Annotated in this window: 1 protein-coding gene; it reads right to left on the bottom strand. The window is 76.0% G+C overall.

Annotation, left to right across the window (positions count from 1 at the left end):
• Positions 1–47 precede the first annotated feature (47 nt).
• Positions 48–471, bottom strand: a 424-nt coding sequence (pdxH, locus tag RM590_RS35520; RefSeq protein WP_311708943.1) for a pyridoxamine 5'-phosphate oxidase, incomplete at its 5' end; no start/stop codon positions are given.

The raw sequence follows: 471 nt of genomic DNA, 5'->3' as shown, positions 1-471 counted from the left end.
CCTCACCGCGGGCCGGGGGACGGGGGCCGGGGGTGAGGGCTCGAGGGTCAGGGGCTGAGGCGCTCCACGCGCCAGGCGCCGTCCGCCGCGGGCACGTACCGCAGCCGGTCGTGCAGCCGGTTCTCCCGCCCCTGCCAGAACTCCACCGCGCTCGGCACCACCCGGAACCCGCCCCAGTGCGGCGGCACAGGCACCTGCTCGCCCTCCGGATAGCGGGCCGCCAGTTCGGCGTAGGCGCTGTCCAGCGTGGCGCGCGAGCCGATCACCGAGGACTGCGCGCTGGCCCAGGCGCCCAGCTGGGAGCCGTGCGGGCGGGTGCGGAAGTAGGCGGCGGTCTCGTCGCGCCCGGTGCGCCGCGCCACCCCGGTCACGATGACCTGCCGTGCCACCGGGTGCCACGGGAACAGCAGCGAGACGTGCGGGTTCTGGGCCAGGTCGCGGGCCTTGCGGGAGCCGTAGTTGGTGTAGAAG

Source organism: Streptomyces litchfieldiae (assembly GCF_031845365.1).
Taxonomy (GTDB): Bacteria; Actinomycetota; Actinomycetes; order Streptomycetales; family Streptomycetaceae; genus Streptomyces; species Streptomyces litchfieldiae.
This window is presented reverse-complemented; position numbering and strand designations above follow the sequence as displayed.